Source organism: Flavicella sp., assembly GCF_029238425.1.
In the GTDB taxonomy this organism is placed as follows: domain Bacteria; phylum Bacteroidota; class Bacteroidia; order Flavobacteriales; family Flavobacteriaceae; genus Flavicella.
Genome location: NZ_JAQWGB010000099.1, coordinates 1 through 26,721 on the forward strand (window position 1 = coordinate 1; position 26,721 = coordinate 26,721).

23 protein-coding genes and 1 pseudogene are annotated in these 26,721 nt (G+C 34.0%); 14 read left to right on the top strand and 10 right to left on the bottom strand.

Annotation, left to right across the window (positions count from 1 at the left end):
* Nucleotides 1–48: 48 nt before the first annotated feature.
* Complete coding sequence (locus P8H68_RS07185) at nucleotides 49–399, bottom strand: hypothetical protein (protein ID WP_300322903.1); 351 nt, start codon at nucleotides 397–399, stop codon at nucleotides 49–51.
* Between the two features lie 6 nt (nucleotides 400–405).
* On the bottom strand, nucleotides 406–936 hold the full coding sequence (locus tag P8H68_RS07190) for a YkgJ family cysteine cluster protein (protein WP_300322944.1): 531 nt from the start codon (nucleotides 934–936) through the stop codon (nucleotides 406–408).
* Between the two features lie 164 nt (nucleotides 937–1,100).
* Between P8H68_RS07190 and argS the strand changes: the two genes are divergently transcribed.
* The 4 genes from argS to P8H68_RS07210 all read left to right on the top strand — a co-directional run bounded on the left by argS (nucleotide 1,101) and on the right by P8H68_RS07210 (nucleotide 7,892).
* Nucleotides 1,101–2,894: an arginine--tRNA ligase gene (argS, locus tag P8H68_RS07195; protein ID WP_300322905.1), complete on the top strand. Its 1,794-nt coding sequence runs from the start codon at nucleotides 1,101–1,103 to the stop codon at nucleotides 2,892–2,894.
* Nucleotides 2,895–2,903: 9 nt separating this feature from the next.
* On the top strand, nucleotides 2,904–3,506 hold the full coding sequence (locus P8H68_RS07200; protein WP_300322907.1) for a hypothetical protein: 603 nt from the start codon (nucleotides 2,904–2,906) through the stop codon (nucleotides 3,504–3,506).
* A 298-nt stretch (nucleotides 3,507–3,804) separates the two neighbouring features.
* Nucleotides 3,805–5,193: a dihydrolipoyl dehydrogenase gene (gene lpdA / locus P8H68_RS07205; RefSeq protein ID WP_300322909.1), complete on the top strand. Its 1,389-nt coding sequence runs from the start codon at nucleotides 3,805–3,807 to the stop codon at nucleotides 5,191–5,193.
* A 215-nt stretch (nucleotides 5,194–5,408) separates the two neighbouring features.
* The gene (locus tag P8H68_RS07210; protein WP_300322911.1) at nucleotides 5,409–7,892 is read left to right on the top strand and encodes a TonB-dependent receptor; all 2,484 of its coding nucleotides are present in this window, start codon (nucleotides 5,409–5,411) and stop codon (nucleotides 7,890–7,892) included.
* A gap of 30 nt (nucleotides 7,893–7,922) precedes the next feature.
* Here P8H68_RS07210 and msrA read toward each other — a convergent pair whose 3' ends face one another.
* Nucleotides 7,923–8,456, bottom strand: a complete 534-nt coding sequence (gene msrA / locus P8H68_RS07215) for a peptide-methionine (S)-S-oxide reductase MsrA (protein WP_300322912.1) — start codon at nucleotides 8,454–8,456, stop codon at nucleotides 7,923–7,925.
* Nucleotides 8,457–8,617: 161 nt separating this feature from the next.
* On the opposite strand from msrA, the gene prfB reads away from it, so the two are divergent.
* The 6 genes from prfB to P8H68_RS07245 all read left to right on the top strand — a co-directional run bounded on the left by prfB (nucleotide 8,618) and on the right by P8H68_RS07245 (nucleotide 17,194).
* Entirely contained in the window at nucleotides 8,618–9,724 is a 1,107-nt protein-coding gene (prfB, locus tag P8H68_RS07220; RefSeq protein ID WP_300322913.1) for a peptide chain release factor 2, read from the top strand.
* A 7-nt stretch (nucleotides 9,725–9,731) separates the two neighbouring features.
* On the top strand, nucleotides 9,732–10,355 hold the full coding sequence (locus P8H68_RS07225; RefSeq protein WP_300322915.1) for an HAD family phosphatase: 624 nt from the start codon (nucleotides 9,732–9,734) through the stop codon (nucleotides 10,353–10,355).
* Between the two features lie 42 nt (nucleotides 10,356–10,397).
* Nucleotides 10,398–10,742 carry an arsenate reductase (glutaredoxin) gene (gene arsC / locus P8H68_RS07230; protein ID WP_300322917.1) on the top strand — a complete coding sequence of 115 codons (345 nt, stop codon included), beginning with the start codon at nucleotides 10,398–10,400 and terminating at the stop codon, nucleotides 10,740–10,742.
* 244 nt (nucleotides 10,743–10,986) lie between these two features.
* Nucleotides 10,987–12,291 (top strand): D-arabinono-1,4-lactone oxidase, encoded by a 1,305-nt coding sequence (locus P8H68_RS07235; RefSeq protein WP_300322919.1) that lies wholly within the window; start codon nucleotides 10,987–10,989, stop codon nucleotides 12,289–12,291.
* Nucleotides 12,281–12,949 (top strand): HAD family phosphatase, encoded by a 669-nt coding sequence (locus P8H68_RS07240; RefSeq protein WP_300322921.1) that lies wholly within the window; start codon nucleotides 12,281–12,283, stop codon nucleotides 12,947–12,949. Before P8H68_RS07235 ends, P8H68_RS07240 begins: the two co-directional genes overlap by 11 nt.
* A 1,242-nt stretch (nucleotides 12,950–14,191) precedes the next feature.
* Nucleotides 14,192–17,194, top strand: coding sequence for a T9SS type A sorting domain-containing protein (locus P8H68_RS07245; protein WP_300322923.1), 3,003 nt, complete (start codon nucleotides 14,192–14,194; stop codon nucleotides 17,192–17,194).
* A gap of 646 nt (nucleotides 17,195–17,840) precedes the next feature.
* Here the strand turns inward: P8H68_RS07245 and P8H68_RS07250 are convergent.
* Together P8H68_RS07250 and P8H68_RS07255 are read right to left on the bottom strand one after the other, a co-directional pair.
* A complete protein-coding gene (locus P8H68_RS07250) occupies nucleotides 17,841–18,317 on the bottom strand; it encodes a hypothetical protein (protein WP_300322925.1) in 477 nt (158 codons plus the stop codon).
* A 111-nt stretch (nucleotides 18,318–18,428) separates the two neighbouring features.
* A complete protein-coding gene (locus P8H68_RS07255) occupies nucleotides 18,429–18,590 on the bottom strand; it encodes a hypothetical protein (protein ID WP_300322927.1) in 162 nt (53 codons plus the stop codon).
* A 243-nt stretch (nucleotides 18,591–18,833) separates the two neighbouring features.
* Here P8H68_RS07255 and fumC point away from each other — a divergent pair, with 243 nt between their 5' ends.
* On the top strand, nucleotides 18,834–20,231 hold the full coding sequence (gene fumC / locus P8H68_RS07260) for a class II fumarate hydratase (RefSeq protein ID WP_300322929.1): 1,398 nt from the start codon (nucleotides 18,834–18,836) through the stop codon (nucleotides 20,229–20,231).
* 211 nt (nucleotides 20,232–20,442) lie between these two features.
* Here fumC and P8H68_RS07265 read toward each other — a convergent pair whose 3' ends face one another.
* Nucleotides 20,443–21,090, bottom strand: coding sequence for a DsbA family oxidoreductase (locus P8H68_RS07265; protein WP_300322931.1), 648 nt, complete (start codon nucleotides 21,088–21,090; stop codon nucleotides 20,443–20,445).
* Nucleotides 21,091–21,219: 129 nt separating this feature from the next.
* Between P8H68_RS07265 and P8H68_RS07270 the strand changes: the two genes are divergently transcribed.
* Entirely contained in the window at nucleotides 21,220–21,921 is a 702-nt protein-coding gene (locus tag P8H68_RS07270; RefSeq protein ID WP_300322933.1) for a pseudouridine synthase, read from the top strand.
* A 43-nt stretch (nucleotides 21,922–21,964) separates the two neighbouring features.
* Here P8H68_RS07270 and P8H68_RS07275 read toward each other — a convergent pair whose 3' ends face one another.
* The gene (locus tag P8H68_RS07275) at nucleotides 21,965–23,569 is read right to left on the bottom strand and encodes a sulfatase (RefSeq protein ID WP_300322935.1); all 1,605 of its coding nucleotides are present in this window, start codon (nucleotides 23,567–23,569) and stop codon (nucleotides 21,965–21,967) included.
* A 185-nt stretch (nucleotides 23,570–23,754) separates the two neighbouring features.
* Here P8H68_RS07275 and P8H68_RS07280 point away from each other — a divergent pair, with 185 nt between their 5' ends.
* A complete protein-coding gene (locus P8H68_RS07280) occupies nucleotides 23,755–24,375 on the top strand; it encodes a rhodanese-like domain-containing protein (RefSeq protein ID WP_300322937.1) in 621 nt (206 codons plus the stop codon).
* Between the two features lie 70 nt (nucleotides 24,376–24,445).
* Complete coding sequence (locus P8H68_RS07285) at nucleotides 24,446–25,156, top strand: cell envelope integrity protein TolA (RefSeq protein WP_300322939.1); 711 nt, start codon at nucleotides 24,446–24,448, stop codon at nucleotides 25,154–25,156.
* 252 nt (nucleotides 25,157–25,408) lie between these two features.
* On the opposite strand, the gene P8H68_RS07290 is transcribed toward P8H68_RS07285, so the two are convergent.
* The 3 genes and pseudogenes from P8H68_RS07290 to P8H68_RS07300 form a co-directional block, all read right to left on the bottom strand.
* Nucleotides 25,409–25,822 (bottom strand): DUF6691 family protein, encoded by a 414-nt coding sequence (locus P8H68_RS07290; protein ID WP_300322941.1) that lies wholly within the window; start codon nucleotides 25,820–25,822, stop codon nucleotides 25,409–25,411.
* A gap of 10 nt (nucleotides 25,823–25,832) precedes the next feature.
* Nucleotides 25,833–26,390, bottom strand: a complete 558-nt coding sequence (locus P8H68_RS07295; protein WP_300322943.1) for a YeeE/YedE thiosulfate transporter family protein — start codon at nucleotides 26,388–26,390, stop codon at nucleotides 25,833–25,835.
* 32 nt (nucleotides 26,391–26,422) lie between these two features.
* Nucleotides 26,423–26,721: pseudogene (locus P8H68_RS07300) on the bottom strand (SAM-dependent methyltransferase); the annotation flags it as partial.

Consider the following 26,721-nt stretch of genomic DNA (forward strand, 5'->3'; position numbering starts at 1 on the left):
CTCAAAAATACTGAGAAAAAAACAAATAAACTATCTAGTTTGGAATTACTAAAATGATTGGAAATAAATTCCTTCGTTTGAAACTTTTATTTTAGTCAATACTATCTGAAATATTTCCCCCGAATCGATAGACAACTTATAATATTTAATATCTGTGTAATTTTGTAAAAAGGAGATTAATTTTTTAACGACATAAGTATCTTCAAACAAAAAAGTATCAAAAGAGAACTTCTCTCTTTCAAAAAAAGCATGATCCAATTTCTTTTTAAGTTTCATCTTAAAAATAGCAGTCTCCTCTTCCACCACAATATAAAAATTATCAGCTTCAAAATCTTTTTCAGCTACTGCATCTCCGAAAGCATGAAAAACAAAATTAGATTTTTTCACAAGTTCCGTCATGCCATTTTATTTAAATTTAGACTCCGGCGTTGCTTTACCTCCTAAAGGAATGGCTTTCTTAAGATTTTCAATGATGTTAAAAGTAGCAGGACATATTTCTGCATTTTTTACCGTAAGATCGGTAATCTGAATAAATTTTTTACGATTTGTATGTGGATACTCACTACAGGCTTTCGGGCGTACATCATAGATCATACAAGTATTATCATTTTCATCTAAAAAATGACATGGAACCTGTTGCAGCACATAAAAATCGTCAGAATCTCTTTCTAAAAACTGTTCTATAAACTTAAACTCCTTTATTCTAAAGTACTTAGATATTCTCTGAATATCCTTTTCAGTAAAAATAGGACTAGAAGTTTTACAACAATTGGCACAGGTCAAACAATCTGTTTTTTCAAATTCAGCATCGTGTAAATCACGCATTGTTAAATCCAAAGTCTTTGGAGTACGCTTTTTCAAACGTTGAAAATATTTTAAAGTTTCCTTTTCAACTTCTTTCGCATCTTTGTGTAAAGATGCAAGTCTAGCTTCCATATTTGCCATAACAATTCGCTTAAATTAGTCCACAAAGATACGCTTATTGCTGTAGTAAAAAACCCTTTTTGTTTACTTGTTCCTTAGAACCAAATATTTTTCAATAATAATTATTTACAGCCATCTAATTATTGTTAAATTTGCAGCTCAAAATTCCAAGATAAATGAGTATTCAAAACACTTTAACAATTGCTGTAAAAGAAGCTGCGGCTAAAATTTTTGATAAAGAAATAGAAAACGTAGAATTTCAAGCTACGAAAAAAGATTTCGAGGGAGATATTACCGTTGTTATCTTTGCTTTATTGAGAACTATCAAAGGAAATCCTGCTGCCATTGGAGAGCAAATAGGTACTTACCTTAAAGATAATGTGGCCATTGTAGACGACTTTAATGTGGTTAAAGGTTTTTTAAATCTTGTAATTTCTGAAAACTTTTTTGTGGATAGCTTTGCAACACTTTATCCAGAAAAAAACTTTGGGATTGTAAGTCCTAAAAAAGAGGAAAAAGCTGTTATGGTAGAATATTCTTCTCCTAACACTAACAAACCTTTACATCTTGGTCATGTTAGAAATAATTTATTAGGATTCTCTGTATCAAATATCATTGCTGGTGCAGGTAAAAAAGTTTTCAAAACTCAAATTATCAATGACCGTGGAATTCATATTTGTAAAAGTATGATTGCTTGGGAAAAATTTGCTCCTAATGGAAATGATGGAAAAAAAGAGAACCCTGAGAACACTGGAATCAAAGGTGATAAACTTGTAGGGAATTATTATGTAGCTTTTGACAAAGCTTATAAGGAAGAGATCAATGAATTGATTAGCAAAGGTCTTTCTGAAGAGGAAGCTAAAAAACAAGCTCCAATTTTACTAGAGGCGCAAGAGATGCTTTTAAAATGGGAATCTGGTGATGAAGCGGTTATCGCTCTTTGGAAAAAAATGAATCAATGGGTGTACGACGGATTTGATGTTTCTTACAAAAATCTTGGTGTTGCGTTTGATAAAAATTATTATGAAAGTGATACTTATATCCTAGGAAAAGATGTTGTTGCAGAAGGATTGAAAAAAGGAATCTTTGAGCAAGATGAAGATGGATCTGTATGGATTGATTTGACTGATGAAGGTTTGGATAGAAAAATTGTACAAAGATCTGACGGGACATCTGTATATATTACACAAGATATTGGAACTGCCATAGAGCGTTTCAAAGATTATGATATCGACTCTCTTACTTATACTGTTGGAAACGAACAAGATTACCACTTCAAAGTTTTGTTTTTAATATTGAAAAAACTTGGTTTTTCTTGGGCAGATAATATGTTTCACCTTTCTTATGGAATGGTAGATTTGCCTTCTGGTAAAATGAAATCTAGAGAAGGTACCGTTGTTGATGCGGATGATTTGATGGAAGAAATGACCAATACCGCAAGAGAAATCTCTCAAGAACTTGGAAAATTAGATGGTTACTCTGATGCCGAGAAAGAAGAGTTATACAAAATCATAGGAATGGGTGCTTTGAAATACTATATTTTAAAGGTAGATCCTAAAAAGAGAATTTTATTCGACCCTAAAGAGTCCATTGACTTTAATGGAAACACCGGACCATTTATCCAATATACCTATGCTCGAATTCAGTCTATTTTAAGAAAAGCTGATTTTGATTATACAACACCTGTTTCAAAAATCTCTATTAGTGATAAAGAAAGAGGCGTTATCAAACAATTGCAATTGTACCCAGAAACGGTTCAATTAGCTTCTAAAAATCAAAGTCCAGCTTTGATTGCTAATTATACTTATGACTTGGTAAAAGAGTACAATTCATTTTACCAAAGTTCTTATATTCTTGGATGTGAAGAGGAAGACCTAAAAATATTCAGAACGCAATTGTCTAAAAAAGTGGGTGAAGTTATAAAATCAGCCTTCAACTTATTAGGAATAGCTGTTCCAGAAAGAATGTAGAATAAATAGATGATTTTAGACAAAAAAAAATTCGGAATAGAACTAATTAAAGCTACCTTAAAAATCACCATTGCAGGTGTTGTTTTAGGGTTGCTTCATGAACGCCATATTCTTTTAGCATTTTTATTAGCTGCTAGAACTATTCAAGTCACTTATAATCTTAGTTTTAACAATGGCTCCAAAAATTGGATCATCCCTATTGGAATGCTTTTCACAGCCATAAGTGGATTGATTATCGAATACATCGGTGTTACCTATAACTTATGGGAATACCACAATATAGATCCTATTCTTCCCTATTGGCTGCCCTTCGCTTGGCTTTTATCTTTTCCATTTATTTATAAAATAGAAAAAAACTTAATCCAAACACTTTCACACAAAACACTAAAAAATAAACTCATTATCATTGGTCTTATTTCATTTGTTTTTCCCGCCTTTGGAGAAATGATTACGATCGCTTTAGGGGTATGGACTTATTATGTACCCTATCAATTATTAGGAGTTCCTTTTTTAGCCTTTTTAGTACTTCCCTTGTTACATATCTGTATCAATTTAGCGCTTTTCAAAATATGTAAAAAACGGAACATCACAGATCTTGTTTTTAACAGTTGAGTATCTCCATAAAGCATATTTAACATTTTTTTCAGCATTTTTAAAAGTTTTTAAGGGTGTTATTTTTTGAAATAATCAACTTTACTGAAGCAGAATCCACATACCTACAAGAAAACTGTATACTTTTTTATCATAAAACAAATCATAGGATTAAATATTACACTTTTGATAAATAAGCATTGAAATTGTAAAAATAAATATAGATTCATTAAATTTGCATGCCTTTAATTTAGGCAACTATGTTTGATTTTCACAAACATAGATTTTGAAAAAGTTAGACAACAAAAAATCATATACAATGAAATACGACGTAATAGTTATTGGAAGTGGACCTGGTGGTTATGTAACTGCCATTAGAGCTTCTCAGTTAGGATTTAAAACTGCTGTAGTAGAAAAAGCTGAAATAGGTGGAATTTGTTTAAACTGGGGATGTATCCCTACAAAAGCATTATTAAAAAGTGCTCAAGTATATGATTACTTAAAGCATGTTGATGACTATGGTTTGAAAGCTGAAGCTATCGATAAAGATTTTGAAGCTGTAATCAAAAGAAGTCGTGGTGTTGCTGATGGAATGAGCAAAGGAGTAAGCTTCTTAATGAAGAAAAATAAAATTGATGTAATCAATGGATTTGGAAAAATCAAAACTGGTAAAAAAGTAGACGTTACTGCAGAAGACGGAACGGTTACTGAATACAGTGGAGACCATATCATTATCGCAACTGGTGCTAGATCTCGTGAATTACCTAACTTACCACAAGATGGTAAAAAAGTAATTGGATACCGTCAAGCAATGACTTTGCCTAAACAACCAAAGAAAATGATTGTTGTTGGTTCTGGAGCAATCGGTGTTGAGTTTGCACACTTTTACAACTCAATGGGTACTGATGTAACTATTGTTGAGTTTATGCCAAACGTAGTTCCTGTTGAGGATGCTGATGTTTCAAAACAATTTGAAAGATCATTAAAGAAATCTGGAATCAAAGTAATGACAAATTCTTCTGTAGAATCTGTAGATACTTCTGGTGACGGAGTTGTGGCTACCGTAAAAACGAAAAAAGGTGAAGAAAAATTAGAAGCTGATATTTTATTATCTGCTGTAGGGATCAAATCTAACATTGAAAACATCGGATTAGAAGATGTTGGAATTGTTGTAGATAGAGATAAAATCTTGGTAAACGACTTTTATCAAACAAACATCCCTGGATATTATGCAATTGGAGATGTCGTTCCTGGACAAGCTTTAGCGCACGTTGCTTCTGCGGAAGGAATTACTTGTGTTGAAAAAATTGCTGGATTACATTCGGAAGCTATCGACTATGGAAATATTCCTGGTTGTACCTATGCTTCTCCTGAAATTGCATCTGTTGGTATGACAGAAGCGAAAGCAAAAGAAGCTGGATACGATATCAAAGTTGGTAAATTTCCATTCTCTGCTTCTGGTAAAGCAAGTGCTGCTGGAAACAAAGACGGTTTTGTAAAAGTTATCTTTGATGCTAAGTACGGTGAATGGCTAGGATGTCATATGATTGGTGCTGGTGTTACAGATATGATTGCTGAAGCGGTTTTAGGACGTAAATTAGAAACTACAGGTCATGAAGTATTAAAAACAGTTCACCCTCACCCTACCATGAGTGAAGCGGTTATGGAAGCTGTTGCAGATGCTTACGATGAAGTGATTCACTTATAAGAATATTATATTTCATAAAAGGAAGGCCGATACTAACATATCGGCCTTTTTTTGTGCCTTAATTTTATATGACTACTTTTTGTGAACATCCAATCACAATAAAAAGCCTATTTTAGGAGCTTCTAAAAAAACGGCAACATTTTTGATAGATAGACAATTTACAATTAAACCTTTCGTTTCAATGGTTGTCTAAATACAAACACGATAAAAATTTTATGAAAAAAATAGTTTACCCTACTCTTTTATTGCTTTGCTTGGTATCATTTACCATATTAAACAAAGAGGTTTTAAATGAGTTGATTGTATCCAAACTTAATGAATACGACTCCAAAAATTTTCCTGAAAAAATATATTTACATACGGACAAGCCTTATTATTCTCTAGATGAATCTATTTGGTTCACAGGATATTTGGTCAACGGTGTGAGCCACTTAAAAAGTAACAAAAGTATGGTGATGCATGTCGATCTAATCGACAGTAACGATAGCATCATGGATTCAAAGAATATTTTTGTAGCAAGAGTAACGGGTGCAGGTGATTTTAAAATCTCAAAAAAATGGAAACCTGGTAAATATTTGTTGCGTGCGTATACAAATGAAATGCGCAATATGAGCTCCAAAGATTTCTTTCAAAAGGAAATCACAGTTCTTGCAACCGTTGAAAATGATAGTCTTGCCACAACAGAAACAACAACAGCGGCAATAACTCAAACTAAAGAAAAGGAAGACGCTTATAAAATTCCAAGGCCAGAATTAAATTTTTATCCAGAAGGTGGATATCTTGTGGAGGGTTTGACTAATAAAATTGCGATAAAGGTTACAGATCCAATATTTAAAAACCAAACAGTAAAAGGAATAATCGTTGACAATGATGGCAATGAAGTGTTCACCTTTAGCACGGTAAAATTTGGTTTAGGATTATTTATTTTAACACCAGAAGCGGGAAAATCCTACAAAGCTATTGTTGATATTAATGGTTCTGAAGAAACCTATCCATTACCTGAGGTGTTACCAAAGGGCTGCCTGTTAAGTGCCGTGAACAACGGATCTAATATCTCAATCAATGTGGCTTCTAATATAGAAGGTGGGTTAAAAGAAACCTTTTTGGTGGCTCATCAAAGAGGAAAGCACTTATATAGCAAAATAGAATCAGGAGCTGTTGATAGTTATAACTTAAACTTCCCTACTAAAAGTATGGATGATGGAATTGTGCATATAACACTTTTTAATGCAGAAGGAAACCCACTTGCAGAAAGACTCGTTTTTGTAGAAAACGAAAATAACAATATTACAGTTTCAGCAACACCAGACAAAAAGAAATTGGGAATAAGAGAAAAATTAACGCTAACGATTGACACAAAAGATCTAGAGGGAGAAGTTGTTCCTAGTTCTTTATCTATGTCCGTTAGAGATATGCAAGCAGTACCTCAAAATAATTTTTCAGAAAACATTAGAACCTACTTGTTATTAAATTCAGATTTAAGAGGTAAAGTAGAAAATCCTGGCTATTTCTTTGAGAAACCAAATGATGCCAAAAGAAGATATCTTTTAGACCTGACCATGATGACAAATGGGTGGAGACGATTTACTTGGCAAGAATTGATAAACAACACACCCAAAGAAAGAGAGTTTCCGTTGGAAAAAGGAATTTTTATCAAGGGAAGAACCAAAGCACTCAAAAAACCATACGATTTTAGAAGTACAGCGACTAGAATTACCTTTATGGGGAAAACCTTTCATCAAGAACCACAGCAATCGGATTCTTTAGGTAACTTTTCATACGGACCGTTTGTGTTTTTTGATACCATACCCACCCTTCTTGAAGCAAGACTTTATAGCTTTAAGTCAGAAAAGTATAAAAACAGAAATGTTGTCATTCTATTAGACAATGCAGAAGCCCCAAAACCGACTGTAGAAAGACAACAAGTTGTTCAGTCTAATATTACAGACAAAGATCAGTTAGCCGCTTATCTAAAGATTTCTAAATACATTGAACAAGTAAATCTTGAATACGAACAACAAATGCAATTGTTAGATGAGGTTGTGGTCGTAGGTCAAAGAAAAACAGAAATAGAGAAAAGAAACGAAGAATTTGACGATAGAACATTGCACGGGTACTCTGATAAAAGAGTAGTACCTGAAGACATCATCGGATCAGAAACCTATACTATATTCGATTTATTACAACGTCTAGCTGGAGTTAGTGTTTCTGGAACAAGTGTTAGTATTCGTGGTGGTGGTAGCCCAGCTTTTTATTTAGACGGTATGCCTATTGATTCTACTTTCGTAGAATCTTTATATGGTTCAGATATTGATTTTATTGATGTACTTACCGGAGCGGACGCGGCTGTATATTCCAACGCAGCCAACGGTGTGATTGCTATGTATTCCAAATTAGGTAGTAATATTTCAAGTAGAAACATAAAAAGAAAACCTGGTATTATTGACTTCCAGGCACAAGGTTTTTATACCACAAGAAAATTCTTTGCTCCAGATCATATAAACGGATTTGAAGAAATGGCCAAAGCTGACATGAGAACCACTTTGCATTGGGAACCTTATATTAGGATATTGCCCGACCAAAAAGCGGAAATCTCCTTTTTTAGCTGTGACACTAGAGGAGATTATGTAATAGACATTCAAGGTATTTCTGATACAGGAATCCCTTTCTCTACCATAAGCACCTTTACAGTAAAATAAAAAAAGCCTCTTCGTACGAAGAGGCTTTTTTTATTTTAAGTCCGATGCAAATTGCTTTAAAAATTTATTCAATTTTGGATTGATAACTAGTTTACAATAGGGTTCTTCTTGGTGTCCTTCAAAATAATCATGATGGTAACTTTCCGCCTCATAAAACGCTTCAAACCTAGTCAACTCCGTAACAATTGGATCAAGAAACACATTTTGTTTTCCCAAAGCTTCCAAGGTTCTTTCAGAAATAACCTTTTGCGCTTCAGTATGATAGAAGATAGCAGATCTATATTGAGTCCCTACATCATTCCCTTGCCTATTCAACGTGGTAGGATCATGTGTCGAAAAAAACACGGCCAATAATTTCTCATAGGAGATGTGCGCAGGATCATACGTTATATGCAAGACTTCTGCATGCCCCGTTCTACCTGTTACTACTTCTCTATAAGCAGGATTTTTAATGGCTCCTCCACTAAATCCAGGCAATACAGAATGTACACCCTTCAATCTTTTAAAAACTGCTTCTGTACACCAAAAACACCCATTTCCTAATGTTGCTATTTCCAAATTCATTCTAAATATTTTTTATATTCTAAACTCTATCTCACCTTCTGTCGATCTAAACCTACTATTATTACAATTGCTATTTTGACAAAAGTTTTAATTTATCATTTTGTGATAAAAAACAAGCCTCGTTCCTCTGTCTGCTAAAGATAATTGTTATTTTTGTTTCTATGATTACAACCGAGCAATTCCAAAAATACACTACAAGAATACAAAAATTAAAAGGCTATTTAGAAATAGATAAGAAATTAATTCTTATCAAAAATGAAGAAGAGAAAAGTGCCAACCCAGAATTTTGGAACAACCCAAAAGAGGCTGAAGTTGTTTTAAAAAACCTTAGAACTTTAAAAAAGTGGGTTGAAGATTACAATCAGTTAAGAAGTCTTGAAGACGATTTATCTGTTTTATTAGAGTTTTATAAAGAAGGAGAAGCAACGGAAGAAGATGTTGAGGAATTATCTAAAAAATTAAAAACGCTTTTAGAAGATGTTGAGTTTAGAAACATGCTTTCTGAAAAAGGAGATCAACTAAGTGCTGTATTACAAATTACAGCCGGAGCGGGTGGAACGGAAAGTTGTGATTGGGCCCAAATGCTTATGAGAATGTACATGATGTGGGCTCAAAAGCAAGGGTTTAAGTTAAAGGAATTAAACTATCAAGAAGGGGAAGCTGCTGGAATCAAAACGGTAACTTTAGAAATTGAAGGTGATTTTGCTTTTGGATATTTAAAAGGAGAAAATGGAGTCCATAGATTGGTCCGCATCTCCCCTTTTGATAGCAATGCAAAACGACACACGAGTTTCGCTTCTGTGTATGTTTACCCATTAGTGGATGATTCCATAGAAATTGTAATCAACCCTGCAGACATTTCCATAACCACAGCGCGTTCAAGCGGCGCTGGTGGTCAGAATGTAAATAAAGTAGAAACCAAGGTTCAACTGACGCATAAACCTTCTGGAATCCAAATATCTTGCTCTGAGACTCGTTCACAACATGAAAATAGAGATAGGGCAATGCAGATGTTAAAATCACAATTATACGAAATAGAGTTACGCAAACAACAAGAAGCTCGTAGTGATATTGAAGCAGGAAAAATGAAAATTGAATGGGGAAGCCAAATCAGAAACTACGTCATGCATCCTTATAAAATGGTCAAAGACGTTAGAACGGCGCATGAAACGGGAAATGTTGATGCGGTGATGAATGGTGAAATCGATGAGTTTTTAAAGGCCTATTTGATGTTGAACTCAGGAACAGAAGATAACAACGAATTATAATTGACAGATGGCAACCATAGATACAATCATATTTGATTTAGGTGGTGTTCTTATAGATCATAAACCAGAATATTTATACAAAAATCTATTTAAAAATGATCTTGAAAAAATGGATTGGTTTTTAAAAAATGTATGTACCGCAGCATGGAATATTGAACAAGATGCTGGTAGAACTATTGCAGTTGCTAATGCATTAAAAATTGCTGAATATCCAGAATATAAAAAGGAAATTTTAGCCTATTATGAACAGTGGGAAGTAATGTGCAAAGGTCCAGTTGCAGGTACTTTAGAAATTTTTGAAGCCATCAAAAAAGATCAAAAATATAAGTATTATGCTTTGACTAATTTTAGTACAGAAACGTGGCCAACTGCCACAAAATTATTTCCATTTTTAAATAGTTTCCAAGGAATGGTTGTTTCTGGAGAAGTAAAAATGAGAAAACCATTTGATGAAATTTATCATCACCTCTTTGAAAAGTATAACATCAATCCTAAAACTGCTGTTTTTATTGACGATAGCAAACCTAATATTGAAACGGCTTTAAAACTAGGACTTCAAGGAATTCATTTTCAATCACCAGAGCAATTGGCACAAGATTTAAAAGAGCTTGGGGTTACCTATAAATTATAAAAAAGCATTGAAAAAAAATAAAAAACTAATACGACAAATAATATGATAAAAATATACCACAATCCTAGATGCACCAAAAGTCGCCAAGGAGTTGCTGCTTTAGACGAGGCAAAAGTTGAATTTGAAATCATCAAATATTTAGATACTCCAATCAACAAAAAAGAACTTACTGAATTATTAGGTTTTTTAAACCTCTCTCCTATCCAATTGGTTCGAAAAACAGAAAAAATTTGGAAAGAGAACTATAAAGGTCAAGAATTGTCTGATGATGCAATAATCACAGCAATGATCGAAAACCCAAAACTTATAGAACGTCCCATTGTTGTAAAAGAAAACAAAGCTGTGGTAGGAAGACCTACAGAACTCATTGTTGACTTGATTCAATAAACAATTTATAAAATAGCTTCACATCACTCTGAAGCTATTTTTTTTGTCTTTACTTTCAACACCAAGAAAATATATAAAATATCAAACACCGCACATAATAATCCAATCTTAAGAAGAATAAAAGAATTCTCCATTCAAAAACAAATACTAGATTCAAGATTAATAAAATATTATTTGTTCAATACAAGTCATTTTTAGTTAAACGTTTTAGTATCTTTGCATCGTATTACAATCTCTCCAGAAAATGAATAAATTAAAAAATGGCGTTTGGGTCAGTTGGAACGAAAACATCAAACATGACTACAACAGGCTTTATGAAATAACATCAGAAGCTGAGCTACAGGAAATCATCAAAAATTCTAAAAAAGTAAGAACTTTTGGAAACAAACAATCCTCTGCTGATATCTCAGCAGGTGTAGATGCGTTGATAGACATTCGTAACTACAACAAAATAATATCATACAATGAAAACGATCGATTGATTACAGTTCAATCTGGAATCAAATTGGTTGATTTGATTGAAGCCGTTGAGTCCAAAGGTTGGTGCATCCCATGTTTACCTGATATCAACACAGTTACTTTGGGCGGTGCTTTGGCAACGGGAACTCACGGAACTAGCGGTCAATTACTAGCAAGTTATGTTGAAAACATTCGACTTGTTTTGGCTGATGGCTCAATAAAAGATGTAGATAAAAACGATGAATTGATGGATGCCTTACGAGTATCAATAGGTACGTTAGGGGTTTTCTCTACCGTTACTTTTAAATGCGAAGAAAACTATACTTTACACATCAAAGAACGTCCAGAAAAAGACGCTGTTTGGATGTCTAATCTAAAAGAAAAAATTGATCAATTTGATTTTTTACGTGTTCTTTGGATGCCACATACAGGAAAGGGATATGTGATTACAGGTGATAAAATTCCAGAAAATCAACCAGTAACAGTGAACAATGGCCCTTCTTATTTAAAATATAGAAGGGATGTCTCTAAAATACTTTACAAATACACTCATGTATTGCCTTGGCTAACCTCTGTCGCAAACAAAATATTGGCATTCGCCTTTTTTAATAGTGAAAAAGAACACAAAGGAAGCTTATATCAAGCCACAGTAACAAAATCTAGAGGCTCTACTTTAGAACTGGCAGAATGGACTATCGGTATTGATAATTTCCCTGCTGTTTTTAAAGAATTAAAACATGTGATCAATAACTGGGGCAACAAAGCATTTATTCATATTCCTATGGATGTTAGATTTGTAAAAAAGGACTCCTCGTGGTTGAGTTATGCTTATGAACAGGATACAGTGACAGTGGGCTGTGTTTCTAGAAATGCGAAAACAGCGGACAGTTATGAAGCCTTTAAAACTGTAGAGAATATTTTTATAAAACACGGTGGAAGACCCCATTGGGGAAAGCGATTCAAAGCAAAAGACAAAGAGTTTGATACGCTTTATCCTAAATGGAACGATTTCAAAAAATTACGCCAGGAGTTAGATCCAACAAACAAATTCTTGAATAATTATTTAAAAAAAGTATTTAATGAAGCCTAGTTTACCAATGCCTACAGGAGTTCTATTTGATTTTGATGGTGTTATTGTTGACAGTTTTCAAAGTCACTTTAACGCATGGAATACAGCTCACAAGGAACTTTTCTCTCAAGAAATTAGTCATTTTCCACATGAAAAGCTTTCCGGAAAATCTCCACACATCATCGCACAACATTTTTGTGATGAAGCGGGGTTTCCTGAAAAAGCTTCTGAACTTTTTCTTAAAAAAGGGGAATGTTTACACAACAGCACTACTCCACCCGATTTACTTCCTGGAGTAAGAGAAATTCAAGAATTCTTAGCAAGTAAAGAAACACCTCACGGAATCGCTAGCAATGCTACGAGAGCTTTTGTTAAAAATAGTGTTGCTCAGCTGGCATTAGGATTTACAACTTGTTTTGGTTTGGAAGATTATAAGAAACCAAAACCTGCTCCCGAAGCCTATATTACATTGGCTACAGCTTTAGGAATTTCAAAGGAAGATTACAAATCCACTTGGGTTTTTGAGGATAGCATCACTGGAACACAATCTGCTTTGAAAGCAGGAATGCTACCCATTGGTATTTTGACCATGAATTCAGAGGAAAAAATGTTGGCGGCAGGAAGCGCTTATTGTTTCCCTACCTTATTAGAAGCCTACCAGTATTTAATTCAATTGTGAACCTAAAATATACTTCAAAAAAAATCTCAATAAAGTACTTATTGAGATTTTTTTGTCTGAGAATCCATCATTTTTGATAATTTTTTATTTTAATTTTCCTCCATCACTTGTTCTTATTCTTAAGATGCAAGTATCCTGACTCAAATGAGGTACATGCATCACGAATTGATACTAGAATCGCAGTGGAGACTTTCACCCTAAAGACCCACATTTACCCCAAGCTACTCAAAAAAAAGATAGAACATAAAAAGAATTAACATAGCTGGCCATCGCAGCTTCGCCACTTAACAGCATACTCAAAAAGTAAATTTGTTTTATCGGTTTTGGCTACGACAAGTTGCGTTTGGCAGTTTTAAAACGACCTGTTTTGGCAAACCGAACCGACCCGTACTTGAGCTAAAACATTCTGAGTGTTTTAAAACTGTGTGCCTTGAGTTTCATAGCATTTATTGGGATCTAATTTAGAAATAAAATTGTGAAATTTAATAGAAGGGAATCAATTTGTTATCGCCTTTATTAGCTTAGGTTGTTTGCGTTCGAATGCTCATTCTTCATGTGGATTAAGGAATTGAAAAACTACAGAAAACACGCTTGATTTAAGAAAATAGTAAGTAACAACGTATCGTTCTTTATGTTTAAAGATATTTGAAATTAATTAATCTTGATATTATTCAGATAATTCATCAACAACATCTTGTTAATTTATTATTTATATTCAAGATATTCAATCGCCATTTTTCCTGAATTTCACGATTCCATAAAAGCCTTATGTCATATTCATTTTGTCTTGATACTACGACCTGCAAAATACAAGTACAAAAGGAATCTAAAAGTCAAGACCTCTCCTGTTTTCTTTAAATCCCGAACCCTCGAATCATAACCAACTGAAGTCGTCCTGCGTCCTCAAACAGCAGTTGCTCAAAAAATGATTCTTGCGGTTGGAATTTCTACAGAAAATTTCAGGAGGTTCTATATGAAAGCTGCGTCTTGATAAACAGCAGAGTGAAAAACTATGTAAGCTTTACATATACTATACCACAATGATTTTATTTTGATATGGTATCCGATACTACTCAAAAATAACATGAGTATAAAAAAATACAAACCATAGGTTACCAATCTAACGAATCGATAATTACTGATATAAAAATGATAATTCATATCCTAATGACATCCTTAAGACCTTCTAATTTTACAAGCAACTAAAAAACTTAAAACCAATTATTTATCAAAAAAAATACTATGAAGAACAAAAAAAGACTTTGGATTGTCCTTATTACCGTGTTGTTCGTTTTAAAATCGAACTCATCTAAGTCTGCAACATTCTATGTATCCGACAAAAAATTACATCCCTCTTCCAACAACCTTGGAACCTACCAGAATCCTTGGACTGAAATTCCCAAGGTCATTCAATTCTTGAATAGAAATTCAAACGGACCACGAGGAGGTGATTCCATTTTATTTGAAAGAGGTGCTTCTTGGAATGGTCGTTTCATGTTTAACTTCACAAAAGTTGTTGGAAAAACATCTTTAACAAACCCTCTTTTAATTTCAGATTACGGATCTTCCAATTTAAATAAACCTCAATTTAATGGAAATGGAACCAATGATTTTGCTTTACAGTTGCTAAATGCCTCTCACGTGGTATTTGAAAATATGGCTATCACTAACCTAGGCTCTAACATTTTCGCTGGTAGAACAGGCCTTGAATCTAGAGTTAACGGAACAGCAGGAAAAAACATTTATGGTTCCATCATAAGAAATTGTGAAATCTTTGATGTAAACGGTCATTGGGATAAATTAGAAGGAAACGGTGGAGGTTCCGCTATTTTAATTAAAGCAACTGGTGGTGCAAGGTTTGTAAACGCCATTATAGAACATAATTATATACATGATGTTTCAAGAAGCGGTATATGGGGGAACTACAACGCAGGAAAACCTGGAACTGATACCTCACACCTACATGAAAATTTTAAAATACGATACAACTTAATAGAAAGAATTCCTGGAGATGCGATTGTTGCATGGGGAATGCAAAATTCAACTGTGGAATATAACATCGCCAAAGACTTCACTGCCTGCCCCTCTTTTATTCAAGGAAATGCCGCTGCTGGAATTTGGGCATTTCATTGTGAGAATGTAACCATTCAACACAATCAAGTGAGTGATCATGTAGCCTTTCAAGACGGTCAAGGCTATGATGCTGATTTTAATTGTATCAATACCATCATCCAGCACAACTATAGCTTTAACAACTCTGGTGGATTTTTACTTATTTGTGTAGATGGTGGTCAAGCAAGCACTTTTAACAGCAATCCAATCATTAGATACAATTTAAGTCTTAACGATGGATACAGAAGAACGAAAGGCGAATATCAAAATAAAGTTCCCACATTTCATATATCCGGTCCTGTTTCAGGCGCCAAAATTTACAACAACACCATCTATTGCAAAAGCAAATCACCAAGTGTAGAAAAACTTTTTTTAGACACAGGTAATTGGGGCGGTGGTGCCAACAATTGGCCTACAAATACGATATTTCAAAATAATACATTTTACGGAGAAGACTCGATGGGTTTTGATCTCGGTAACAGTAATTCCTATATTTTTGATACGAATCATTACTACAACACCACCAACAGCTATGATGAAAACGGAATAGAACTGATTCGTGAAAATGAAAATTGGTGGAAAATTCTTCTGACAAACTCAGCCAATATAGCTGGATTATCTATCCCTTCTAATTCAAGCAATCAAGAAGGAGATTTTTTTGGAAACGAAATATCCTCCACATCTTTAGGTGCATTTGCAGGAACAAATGTGAATGCTATAAATATTGAACAACCCATTGCAGACCATACTATTACTGTGAACTTCCCTGCTGCAACCAACGCTCAAGTTAGAATCGAAAATTTACTTCAAACTATTATGGAAGAACAAACCTATGCTTCACTAGAAGGAGATGTAAGTTTTTCTATCTCCGATTATCCAGCCGGTGTTTATTTTATTTATCTAGAAGAAGGAAACAATATCATTAGAAGAAAGTTTATAAAAGTAGAGGAGTCTCTAGAAACAGTGACAAATGGTCCGACATCCCTTGTTTCAGGTGTAAATTGGAGCACTGGAAATTGGACAAACAAAACACCTAAATCAGGTTATGAGGCAACGATAGAAATAGAAAACTCTATTGTAGATGATAACTATTCATTATCAAAAATTAGTAATACTCCGAATGCGCAAGACATGCTAATCGATGGATTCTATACGCTTTCAATAGACCCCAATGGTAGTATTCAAAATAATTCGCAACAAACCTCAACTTTAAAATTCAATTGCAACATAAACATATTGGGTGTTTCTTTTGGGAAAGAAAATGACCTGCCAAATAATTATATGATTAATGGTAGCATGAGCGGAACAGGTAATATGTATATTCAAGACAACTCTGAAGTCAATTTTGACAACAACTCCGATCTATCCAGTTACAATGGAAATTATTTTATCTACAATAATTCTCATCTAATATTTAACAACAATGGTTCTATCAATGCCAACACCAATAAAAGAATACAAATACAAGACAATGGCTCGGCAAGGGTCACATTTAATAAAGTAAACATCTGTAACTACACAGATTTTCAATGCAATAACGGAAATTTCAGAACCTTAAATCTTATTTTTAACGCAAATCAAGATAATCTTGGGAAGTTTATTTTAAAAACCTCAACGACAAATACAAATACCAATAGAATTAATGTTACCCTCGGATCAAATGTTACCCTACTTCAACTAGAAGATCACAGCAATGATTCATGGACCATCAATCAAACACTTCATATTATTGGGTTTAAAGAAAAAGTATTAAATTTTGGTAAAGATGGCCTCTCACCTTCACAGCTTTCAAAAATATCACACGACGGAAGTGCAAACGCTAGTTTAGCTTTAGATGATGAAGGTTATCTTGTATACTCAAGTTCATTGTCTACAGAATCGATAGAACCATTAACCTTTACTATTTACCCAAGTCCAATCTCAAAAAACGAAGAGATAAATGTAATCTTTAAGGACAAAATAAAAAAGGGAAATATTCAGATCTATAATACGACCGGATTGCGTGTTCATAATGAAAACTTCCAAAACAAAAACAACTTAAAAATATCAACAGCAGGAGTTCAATGCGGTATTTATTTTGTTAAAATAAATTCTGAGAATAACAGTTCTATGACTAAAATTCTTGTTCAGTAAACAAAAGGCACATTAAAGATCTACCATCAAACTATTTGTTATCGTTTAATTCTCTTGGGATCCTTCCCAAGAGAATTATGCGTTAAACCGAGTTCGATTCTATCTTCTAAATTGATGTAAAATTTTTACATAGTCAAAATCGAATTAGAAATGGATTCTTCCCTTTTCAATATTATTTGTCGCTAGATAGATTAGCTTGGTTCGTTGGATATTCTTAATAAATAGTCTGGATTGGAATCAATATGATGGAGTTGGTCATTTTGACTATCCTATAAGTCTAGTTCCCAATAAGAAACTAGCAATCAACAACATGGAATATGTATCTGACCATTTCGATCTTAAAAGCAGTGACTCATCCAAGGAAGAGAAAACATCCTCATTGCATCGGAAAGAGTAAGTGACTGTACGGACTCACATTTTCCTCAAATTTACGTTGAAACCTGGAATATCTAGTTTTGTGGGTATAAATGCTCAAATGACCAAATTAGTCATGATACAAAATTTACTAGGCAATACACAATGGCTGTAACCTCAGGTAAGTTTAACAAACTTTTCAAAACCAAATAGTGCGTTTTTCAACTGATCATAATTCCCGTCAGAACCTCTCACATCAAATATTACAGGATTTTCATCAAAACCAATAAGACTATACTATTAATCTTTCTAATTCCTTCAAATATTCAAATTGCAAATCTTCATGAACCAATTTAATTTTTTTCTCTACAGAGTCCAATTCACGATCGTAAAGATTCTTTAAAACAGTACTATCTTGAACCGAAGGTTTGAGGTCTTTTAACTTTTCACAAAAATACAGTATCAATTCAATATCTGTTGTTTTTTTCTTGGAATAACGGATATTCGTTTTAATCGTTCTTAGAATTTTACGAATTGTTTTTTTCATATAAAAATAACTCTTCGTATTGATCGTTTCAAACAAAGCATCTACCTCCTCTTTTACTGTTTCTATGTATCCATCTTCACTTTCTGACTCAAGCAAAAGATAAGTAAGCAATTCTTTGTTCTCTTTTTTAAATTTTGCCAAGTGCAAGCACAACTTTAAAAGTTCATCATGACTTGCATGAGACAATTCTACTTTCAATTCTTTAAGGGTAGCTGCTTTCATAAATAGAAATAAAAAACGAAACTAAATAAAACTGTAATAAACAACTAATTTGAAGCATAAAAAAAGGGATTGCAAAAAATGCAATCCCTTTTATATTTTTTCAAGAACACTCTACTCTTTAGATTTTTCTTCTTTTTTCATTGTTAAATTCTCTAACAAAGTTCCACCAATCCAGTAAGGAACTACAAAAGTCAACAAAAAGATCAACAACCAAAATCCAGCTGTGAATACGAAAAGAAATAATAAAAATCCTAAATATTGAGAAACGTCCATAATAATTTTATCTGTAATTATAAATATGCAGCAAAAATAGTATTTTTTTCAAAGTATTGCCATTTTTTTTTAGGTTATTTTTAGGTGTTAATAAAAGAGTAAAACCTCTTTAAAAACTCTCTGTTTCTCAAGGTCAAAACCTTGTGATTTCTTATATTTGTGAAGCTTCAAAAAAAAGATTTTTTGTGGCTTATTCAAAGGCCTTACCAAAGCCTATTAGACTCGAAATAAAATAGTATCATTATGAAATATAGAATTGAAAAAGACACCATGGGAGAGGTAAAAGTCCCTGCTGATAAATATTGGGGTGCCCAAACAGAACGTTCAAGAAACAACTTTAAAATAGGTCCTGCAGGTAGCATGCCTTTAGAGGTTGTATATGGATTTGCTTACTTAAAAAAAGCTGCGGCTCACGCCAACTGCGAATTGGGAGTTTTAGCAGAAGACAAAAGAGATTTGATCTCTGCAGCCTGTGATGAAATTTTAGCAGGAAAACACGATGACCAATTTCCATTAGTGGTTTGGCAAACGGGTTCTGGTACACAATCAAACATGAACTCTAACGAGGTTATTGCGAATAGAGCGCAAGAATTAGCAGGCAGAGTAATTGGTGAAGGAGAAAAAGTAATCCAGCCAAATGATGATGTAAACAAATCACAATCTTCTAATGATACATTTCCCACAGGAATGCATATTGCAGCATACAAAGTTGTCGTAGAAACTACGATTCCTGGTGTAAAACAATTGAGAGATACTTTACAAACAAAATCAGAAGCTTTTAAAGATGTTGTAAAAATTGGACGTACGCATTTAATGGATGCAACACCCTTGACAATCGGACAAGAATTTTCTGGATATGTATCGCAATTAGATCACGGTTTAAAAGCCTTAGACAACACATTAGCTCACTTGGCTGAATTAGCCTTAGGTGGTACTGCAGTTGGTACAGGATTGAATACTCCTGCTGGATATGATGTATTGGTAGCAGAAAAAATTGCAGAATTTACAGGATTGCCTTTTATCACTGCAGAAAATAAATTTGAAGCTTTAGCTGCGCATGATGCTATTGTAGAAACACATGGTGCATTGAAACAGATTGCTGTTTCTTTAAATAAAATCGCAAATGACATCCGTTTGATGGCATCAGGACCACGTTCTGGTATTGGAGAATTGATCATTCCTGCTAATGAGCCAGGATCTTCTATCATGCCTGGAAAAGTAAATCCTACGCAATGTGAAGCGATTACAATGGTAGCTGCTCAGGTTATGGGTAATGATGTTGCTATTGGTGTAGGTGGATTACAAGGACATTATGAATTGAATGTTTTCAAACCTGTAATGGCTAAAAACTTAATTGAATCAGCTCGTTTGATTGGAGATGCTTGTGTATCTTTTGATGTAAACTGCGCGGTTGGAATTGAGCCAAACTATGAGGTTATCGAGAAGTTATTAAACAACTCTTTAATGTTAGTTACAGCTTTGAATACTAAAATCGGATATTATAAAGCTGCTGAGATTGCAAACACAGCGCACGCAAACGGTACTACTTTAAAAGTAGAAGCTGTACGCTTGGGATATGTGACAGAAGCAGAATATGACGAATGGGTAAAACCGGAAGATATGATTGGAGCAATGAAATAATTCATTGTTTCACAAAACAAAAGGGCATTGATTTTATCAATGCCCTTTTTTTGTGCCTCTAAATCAATCGATGTGACACTTGTATTCATTACCTGTCAGTTCGAGTGGAGTTATTTGAAACGCAGTGGAAAATAATTTTGTATCGAGAACTCAAACAAACGATACTAAAGAACTTCTCGATAGAATTATTGCAGGCAAAAAGAACTCTATCTTATGAATTTTTTAATTGCTCTTGCAATACTTGTTTGAATACTGAAATAGGTTGTGCACCTGTCACAGCACTTCTTCTATTAAATACCACTGTAGGAACAGAATTAACCCCCAAACTTTTCCAATAATTTTGAGAATCCGACACTTCTTTTCTTTTTTCCTCTATGTCTAATTGTTTTAATGCTTCCACTGCATCCAAGCCCACCTCTAACAGGGCTTCTTTTAAAACTTCTCTTTTAGAAACATTTTTCCCTTCACTAAAATAAGCCGTTGTCAAACGCATTTTTAATTCTGTTTGTTTACCGAACTTCTTGGCATACTCCAACAACACGTGTGCTTCAAAGGTATTTACAATGCGCATTTCTTCAAAATAATCAAACGTAAACCCTAGATCTTCTCCTGCTTCCACTAACATATTCTTCGAAGCTTCCAACTGTTCTTCTGAAGAACCATACTTTTCCGCAAGATGTTCATTTAAGTCCTGTCCTTCTATTGGCATATTTGGATTCAATTCAAAAGGTTGCCACTCAATTTCAATTTTATCTTGAACTCCTAATTCCTCTATTGCTTTTTCCAAACGCTTATATCCTACGGTACACCATGGACAAACTACATCGGAAATGATATCTATTTTTAGTTTTTCTTTCATCATGTTCTATCTAAATATGTGCCCCATAAGTCGCTTTACCAATCTTTTGCTTACAGGGAAGTTTAATATTTTAAAATTAGTTTATTTTTGAGCACTTATTCTTATAAACTAAGAAATATTTTTTCCTGTATGGTTCTTAAAATTCTTTTTGAAGATACTTATGTCATCGCTGTTCACAAGCCAAATAATATTTTAGTCCATCACTCAGCGATGGCTAATAACCAATTGGAAGAAAAATCTATGGTGCAGCTTTTACAGGATCAATTGGACAAAAAGTATTTTCCTGTTCACCGGCTAGACAGAAAAACGTCAGGAATCATATTATTTTCAAAACAGAAAGAATATGTTTCTAAATTCCAAGCGCTATTCATGAGCAATGTTATTGAAAAAAAATACATCGGATTAGTCCGAGGTTTTATTCCTGAATCTGGCAAAATAGACAGTCCTGTTAAGGGTAGAGATGCCAATGTGCACAAAGAAGCATTAACTTATTTTGAAAGAAAAGAAACCTATAAAGTCCCGATAAAAGTAGGGCCTTATGAAAACTCTCGCTACAGCTTGGTTGAATTATCTCCTAAAACAGGTCGATTGCATCAACTAAGAATTCATATGAATAAAATAAGTCATCCCCTTATTGGAGACCCCAAATATGGTGATCGGTTTCATAATAGAATGTTTGAGGATCAGTTTCAAAATGAAGCGCTTTTTTTACATGCGAAAACATTGAGTTTTACACACCCATACACAAACAAACAACTTCATTTAATAACGGATTATCCTGACAATTGGAAACGTGTGATTGAATTGCTAAAATCAAAAAACAACCTTTAAAATGATTAATCCCAACTCCTTCTGAATTAATTTACTTCCCTTGCTATCCGGATTTTTCCATACGTTTTATAAGCTTTGCTGCCAATTCTGGATTGGAATCTGCTATATTTTTCGTTTCATCTGGATCTTCCTGATGGTCATACAACTCTACAAACAAAGGAGCTTCCAAAGGCTTTCTTCTATCTTTCCAAACGACAGTTCTGTATCTATCAGTTCTCATAGCATACCCCATCACAAATTCTTCAAAGGTTTTACGATTCCATTTATCTCCCATTTGATTAGAAATTCTTTCTTCAATTTCTACAATTAAGGGAGCATAGAACGCCGTTCTAAATGGTGGTGTAAACGGACGTGCTGCCCATTCTCTTAAGGCAGGCGTAGGAAAAATACTAAAAGCATCTTCCTTCCACTTTTTAGTTGGCTTTTTTAGCAACGGAACCAAACTAGTTCCCTCTAAGTGATTTGGTTTTTCCAAATCAGCTAAGTCACAAAGCGTAGGAAACACATCTACCAACTCCACCAAGGCATTGGATTGCTCTCCTTTAACTTTTTGAGAAATACCCGGTGCAACAATAATAAAAGGAACTTTTGTGGCTACTTCATAATTGGTTGCTTTACCCCAATACCCCATTTCACCAAGGTTAAATCCATGATCTGACCAAAGAACGATAATCGTATTTTCATATTCCCCTGAATCTTTCAAGGCTTTAATCATTCTTCCTATTTGAGCATCTATATAGCTTGTACAAGCATAATACCCATGTCGTAGTTTCTTTTGTAAGTCAACAGAAAAATCTTCTGTTTTAGGCATATCCGCAGCAACTCTTACCTCCATAGATTCAGAAAGTCCCATAGAGGCACCATTAACCGGCCGCTTTGTATGTGTAGCTAGTGGAATTTCATTCCTATCGTATAAATCCCAATATTTTTTAGGTGCAATCCAGTCTAAATGAGGTTTTTTAAAGCCTAATCCCAAAAACCAAGGTCTGTCATTCACCACCAATTCCTTTAAAGTTGCAATGGCTGCGGTTGTATTATATCCATCCTCATAGGTATCATCTGGGACATCGGCACATTCTGTAACTGGGCCTTTTGCCAACCAGTTTTCTCTGATCACTTTCTCTCCATATCTTTTTTCTAGAGCCTTTTTGTTCTCTAGATATAAATCTTGACTTTCTTTCAATGCATAGCCTCCTTTGGTTTCTGGAACATCCGCTCTCCTTTTAGGCTTGACGGCTAGTCTAGACCATGACATTTCTCTGTCTACATACTTACCATGAAATACTTTACCTGTAAAGACAGTTTCATATCCATTATCCTTAAAGTGCTGTGGTATCGTTTTGATACTAGGCACATTGGCTCTAAAATCTTGAAATAAATCTGTTACATTTATGGTTTCTGGTCGTGCTCCCGTCATGATACTCGCTCTAGAAGGACCACAAATTGCTTGTTGACAATACGCGCGAGTAAATAATATTCCATCAGCCGCTAGCCTATCTATATTAGGAGATTGAACGATTTGGGAACCGTAACATCCTAATTCTGTTTTCAAGTCGTCAACCGCTAAAAACAATACATTTTTCTGTTGTTTCTGAGCATTTCCAAATAAGGTAAAACACAAACCAACTAAACAAAGTACATTTTTCATATTCTATTATGATCTTAAAATTAATAGTTCTCAACAAAAATAAAAACCATAAGGTATCAATATAAGTGAAAATTTACCAAAGACAAGTTCAATTTTATCTTTAGAACTGAATTTTGAAAATAAACTAGATTCTCTATGCCAACAATACATTTAATTCTATTTTGCAAAAAATAAAATTCTCGTCCATGTCCCTATCCTTATCGTTACAAACATTTCGAATGCATTTAGCTGCCAAAGAGACTCTTTTACTTGATCTAAGACATCAAGATTCTTTTGTGAAAAAGCATATCCCAAAAGCTATTTTTACAGGGATTGAAGGCCCTTTTGAAAAATGGATTCAGCTTGTTGTCCCTAATAAACAAACAAATTTATTGCTTGTTTTGCCCAAAGAAGCAATCGAAACTTCAATAAACAAATTAAAAAATCTTGGATTTACCAATATTCTTGGGTATTTAGAAGGAGGGATTTCTAACTGGGAATTACATTACCAAACAGAATCTATTGTCTCTATTGATCCCGCAGACTATTTAAAACAAACAGACACCGACAATATTGTTTCTATCGATGTTAGAAAAAAATCAGAATACATAGATGCTCATATCTCCAAAACAAACCTGATTCCCTTGGAGATAAACGAAGGTTTTCTTTCACTATTCGATAAGTTAAGTTCTTATCATATTTTTTGTGGTGGTGGGTATAGAAGCGTCATTGCTATTTCTTATTTGAGGAAAAACGGAATTCAAAATCTTACAAACATTGAAAAAGGTTTTAGAGGTATCAAAGAAGCGCTGACAGATGCCCATTGAGATTCTCCTTCTCCTTTTTGTTGAACTTTAAGTACATTGTTTGTATATTTACTTTAAAACCTACTTATTTATGAAGAAAATAATTTTCTTAATTGTTCTTTCGATAACCACCTTTGCACAGTCTCAAACAGAAGGTAAAACGACAACTATTAGTCCTGAAGAAGCTAACAAACTACAAGAAGAAGCCACTGCTTCCCCTGCCAATCCAGAAACGGTAGCGCCTGTACAAACAGCGGAAACACCTCAAGAGGTTCAAAAGGCGGAGGAACCAAAAAAAACTCAGGCAAAAAATGAAAATCAGAAAAAATCCGCTGTGCCCTTTATCAAGAAATTTTATTTTGGTGGGACCTTTGGAGCAACTTTCGGAAATTATACATCCATCACCGTTGCACCGACAGTGGGATATAGATTAAGGCCTTCTGTATATACAGGACTAAAAGTTTATTACACCTATTCTTCTCAAAAAATACAAGGAGAAAAGTACGACTATCATAATTACGGATTTGGAACCTTTTTAAGATGGTTCGCATTTAGTGACTTGTACCTACACTTAGCTCCTGAAGTTTTTAGTTATGAATATCTAACGGTTGACAATAATGCAAATGTTACCTCAAGAAAGGAATGGGTCCCTTATTTATGGGCCGGAGCTGGAATTAGAAAAAGAACGAGTAAAAGATCTTGGGTTTCAGTACATGTCCTTTTTGATTTGTTAAATGATAAAAACTCACCATATGACCAATGGGAACCCAATTTAGTAATTGGAGCAGGTACCAGTTTCTAAGAATAAAAAAGCGGTAAACTCAAATAGTTCACCGCTTTTTTATTATATATTATATATCCTGGTTAATTAATACAATTCCTTTTTTTCTTGCTTCCATATACTCTGCTTTAGAAGGCCTAGGAAGTATTCTATATTTCTTTGGTAATCTTTTTATTCTAAAGAAATTAGCAAGACTCAATTCTTAAATATTAAAGAATCTTCAAAGTCATTCTTTTTGCTTCAATTAAAACTTGATAAAAAACAGCTAGTCAATTAATGTACAAGCTTATTTTTAACCAAACCATATAAAAAGGTTCCTAGCAAGGCTCCAAGAATCACTACTAATATAGAAATGACTCCTTTTCCTAGTAATATAAAAACAGGTCCTGGACATGCTCCAACCATAGCCCAACCCAATCCAAAAATTATTCCACCAAACAAATATCTTGGAACGCTAAATGACTTCGGAACAAATTGAACTTGCTCTCCATGTGTACCTTTGAACTCCATACGCTTCATTATTTGAACCATTACAATTCCGATAAGAACTGCTGATCCGATAACCCCATACATATGAAAAGACTCAAATCGGAACATTTCATAGATTCTATACCAAGAAATTATCTCCGCTTTGCTTAAAACTATTCCAAACAAAACTCCTACTAATAAAAATTTAAAATATTTCATTACTTTCTACTTAAACGATAAAAGGCAATAGCAAATGTGTCATCACAAGCCCACCTATAAAAAAACCAACTACTGCAATTAATGAAGGAACCTGCAAATTACTCAGTCCACTAATGGCGTGTCCCGAAGTACAACCACCTGCATAACGTGTACCAAAACCTACTAATATTCCTCCGCTTAGTAAATACAACCATCCCTTTACAGTAAATAAAACATCCACACCAAATATTCCTTGTGGCATATATGCCGCACCAATATTCGTAAATCCTAACTCTTTCAGAGAATTTACCGTATTTGGATTAAGATTTATTTGATGAGATTCAGTTAAATAATTGTGAGCGATATAGCCGCCAATCATAGCTCCTGCTACAAAGATTAAATTCCATATTTGCGATTTCCAATCAAATTTGAAAAACTCCGCATATTTTCCAGCTCCCGCTAAAGAACACATGGTTCTAAGATTTGAAGAAACCCCAAAAGATTTCCCAAAATATACTAACAAGCCCATTACAAGGGCAATACCTGGCCCTGCCACATACCATGGCCATGGCTTTAAAATTAATTCCATTCTAATTATTTAATTTTTTGGTAGGAATCTACCTATTTACAATTCACTAAAAGAGGTTCTTTATTATTATAAACTCCAAAAACAAAATCTTGCTTTGAACCAAAAGGAGTCACATGTACCTGTGTTATGTTTTTTATATTGTGAAAGCTCTCATCGAAAAAACGATTCATTGCATCTTGTGAATAGCCCTGTACTTGCAAACCACTACATTTAAAAGGTCCTTTGTCTGAAAAAGTTCCAAGAATAAGATTTCTAGTATATTTAGACACTTTAGATAGATATAATTGCTTTTCTTCTTCTGAAATCAGAAAATGAAATGCAGCACGATCAT

Coding starts and splice junctions, on each gene's coding strand:
- P8H68_RS07235 (WP_300322919.1), top strand. CDS start 10,987: ATGAATAAATTAAAAAATGGCGTTTGGGTCAGTTGGAACGAAAACATC.
- P8H68_RS07240 (WP_300322921.1), top strand. CDS start 12,281: ATGAAGCCTAGTTTACCAATGCCTACAGGAGTTCTATTTGATTTTGAT.
- P8H68_RS07275 (WP_300322935.1), bottom strand. CDS start 23,569: ATGAAAAATGTACTTTGTTTAGTTGGTTTGTGTTTTACCTTATTTGGA.
- P8H68_RS07295 (WP_300322943.1), bottom strand. CDS start 26,390: ATGGAATTAATTTTAAAGCCATGGCCATGGTATGTGGCAGGGCCAGGT.
- P8H68_RS07290 (WP_300322941.1), bottom strand. CDS start 25,822: ATGAAATATTTTAAATTTTTATTAGTAGGAGTTTTGTTTGGAATAGTT.
- P8H68_RS07255 (WP_300322927.1), bottom strand. CDS start 18,590: ATGGACGTTTCTCAATATTTAGGATTTTTATTATTTCTTTTCGTATTC.
- P8H68_RS07200 (WP_300322907.1), top strand. CDS start 2,904: ATGATTTTAGACAAAAAAAAATTCGGAATAGAACTAATTAAAGCTACC.
- P8H68_RS07285 (WP_300322939.1), top strand. CDS start 24,446: ATGAAGAAAATAATTTTCTTAATTGTTCTTTCGATAACCACCTTTGCA.
- P8H68_RS07225 (WP_300322915.1), top strand. CDS start 9,732: ATGGCAACCATAGATACAATCATATTTGATTTAGGTGGTGTTCTTATA.
- prfB (WP_300322913.1), top strand. CDS start 8,618: ATGATTACAACCGAGCAATTCCAAAAATACACTACAAGAATACAAAAA.
- arsC (WP_300322917.1), top strand. CDS start 10,398: ATGATAAAAATATACCACAATCCTAGATGCACCAAAAGTCGCCAAGGA.
- fumC (WP_300322929.1), top strand. CDS start 18,834: ATGAAATATAGAATTGAAAAAGACACCATGGGAGAGGTAAAAGTCCCT.
- P8H68_RS07185 (WP_300322903.1), bottom strand. CDS start 399: ATGACGGAACTTGTGAAAAAATCTAATTTTGTTTTTCATGCTTTCGGA.
- P8H68_RS07250 (WP_300322925.1), bottom strand. CDS start 18,317: ATGAAAGCAGCTACCCTTAAAGAATTGAAAGTAGAATTGTCTCATGCA.
- P8H68_RS07190 (WP_300322944.1), bottom strand. CDS start 936: ATGGAAGCTAGACTTGCATCTTTACACAAAGATGCGAAAGAAGTTGAA.
- P8H68_RS07270 (WP_300322933.1), top strand. CDS start 21,220: ATGGTTCTTAAAATTCTTTTTGAAGATACTTATGTCATCGCTGTTCAC.
- P8H68_RS07280 (WP_300322937.1), top strand. CDS start 23,755: ATGTCCCTATCCTTATCGTTACAAACATTTCGAATGCATTTAGCTGCC.
- P8H68_RS07265 (WP_300322931.1), bottom strand. CDS start 21,090: ATGAAAGAAAAACTAAAAATAGATATCATTTCCGATGTAGTTTGTCCA.
- lpdA (WP_300322909.1), top strand. CDS start 3,805: ATGAAATACGACGTAATAGTTATTGGAAGTGGACCTGGTGGTTATGTA.
- msrA (WP_300322912.1), bottom strand. CDS start 8,456: ATGAATTTGGAAATAGCAACATTAGGAAATGGGTGTTTTTGGTGTACA.
- argS (WP_300322905.1), top strand. CDS start 1,101: ATGAGTATTCAAAACACTTTAACAATTGCTGTAAAAGAAGCTGCGGCT.
- P8H68_RS07210 (WP_300322911.1), top strand. CDS start 5,409: ATGAAAAAAATAGTTTACCCTACTCTTTTATTGCTTTGCTTGGTATCA.
- P8H68_RS07245 (WP_300322923.1), top strand. CDS start 14,192: ATGAAGAACAAAAAAAGACTTTGGATTGTCCTTATTACCGTGTTGTTC.